This window comes from Microvirga sp. HBU67558 (assembly GCF_018069605.1).
Taxonomy (GTDB): Bacteria; Pseudomonadota; Alphaproteobacteria; order Rhizobiales; family Beijerinckiaceae; genus Microvirga; species Microvirga terrae.
The window spans coordinates 1-1506 of sequence record NZ_JAGPUP010000329.1 but is presented as its reverse complement, the minus strand read 5'-3'; the positions used below and the strand labels follow the sequence as shown (position 1 = coordinate 1506).

2 protein-coding genes are annotated in these 1506 nt (G+C 65.3%); both read right to left on the bottom strand.

Going from position 1 to position 1506, the window contains the following annotated elements:
• A partial coding sequence (locus KBI52_RS01545) for an MCP four helix bundle domain-containing protein (RefSeq protein WP_210804877.1) occupies positions 1 to 734 on the bottom strand: 734 nt, incomplete at its 3' end.
• 286 nt (positions 735 to 1020) lie between these two features.
• Positions 1021 to 1506, bottom strand: a 486-nt coding sequence (locus tag KBI52_RS01540) for a methyl-accepting chemotaxis protein (RefSeq protein WP_247654105.1), incomplete at its 5' end; no start/stop codon positions are given.

The window sequence follows — 1506 nt, the reverse complement described above, 5'->3', positions numbered from 1 at the left end:
TTGCGCTCCACGCCGGTCACCTCGACCGACAGGTCGCCGTCCGCCAGCCGGCCCATGGCGCCGGCAACGCCGTTCAGGGGACGCGCGACCCCATAGATCATGATGGATGCCAGGAGGCCGATGGCGAGAGCCAGGCCGACGACGGACGCCGTCATCAGATGCATGGACGTGCTCGAGGCAACCTCGGCCGACTCGGCTTTTTCCTGGTTCAGGGACTGGAGGTTGGCCTCGATCCTCTGATCGAGCGCCTGCATGGCCTTCTCGCGCAGAGCCTGCCCCTCGCCGGTCGACAGCTTGAAGGCTTCCTCGCTCTCGTTGAGCTGCGTATGGGCGATGCTCCGGCCCATGACCGCGAAGTAATCTTCGACGGCCTTCTTCAAATCCTCGTTGGAGCGGCGGATCTCAGGCGAGTCGGACAGGGCAATCAGCGTGTCGAAGTCCTTGAGAGCAGCCTCTTTCGCATCCTTGAACCGCTTGTCGTAGACCAGGATCTGCTCGACGCGCGTCTCGATGATCAGGTTCTTCTCCTGGATCGCAGCGTCGTTGACATTGGCCTTGGCGCTGAGCGCCGTGCTGCGCCGCGCCGCATGGACGTCGACGATCTGGTGCGTCTCGCTCGCCAGCATGTCGAGGCTGGATTTGGCGAAGACGATCAGCCCGATCGTCACGGCGATGAACAGCGCCACCGGGATGGCGAGCTTGGTGATCAGCTTGAGATTGTTGAGAGCTTTCATGGTCGTCTCGATATGCGGTCCGCGTTCGGGCGGACGGTGCACGCGTGCCACGACGCGCAGGAATTTGCAGGCCTGCAGGAATTAGCTCCTGGAGCTTGCGTCAGGCTTGGCGACGACCCCGAATGATGTGCTGGCTAACAATGGCGTTCCCCCGTGCATTCGTCAGTCTCCTGAGGTGCTTGCTCCTGAGGTGCTTGGCGGACGCTTGATCCTCTTGCGGGACGAGAATGAATAAGGCCGCTGCGGAGCAGCGGCCCTTGCCTTGATCGATGCCGTGGCGGCTGTGTCAGGCGGCCTTGACGTCCTGCAGGAAGGTCGAGACTTCGCGGCCGAGATCGTGGGAGTGGCGCGACAGCTCCTGGGCCGCTCCCAGAACCTGGCTGGCGGCGGCCCCGGTCTCGCCGGCGCCCTGCTGCACGTCCGCGATGCTGCCGGTCACGGCTTCCGTGCCGCGCGCTGCCTCCTGGACGTTGCGGGCGATCTCGGCCGTGGCTGCGCCCTGCTCCTCCATCGCAGCCGCGATCGAGGTCGAGATCTGGCTCATCTCGGTGATCGTGCGGGCGATCTCCTGGATGGCGGAGACCGTCTGCTGCGTGGCCTGCTGGACCGACGAGATCTGCTGCGAGATCTCCTCGGTGGCCCGGGCGGTCTGGCTCGCCAGCTCCTTGACCTCAGTGGCGACGACGGCGAAGCCCTTGCCGGCTTCCCCGGCGCGCGCCGCCTCGATGGTGGCGTTGAGCGCCAGCAGGTTGGTCTGGCCCGCAATCGTGTT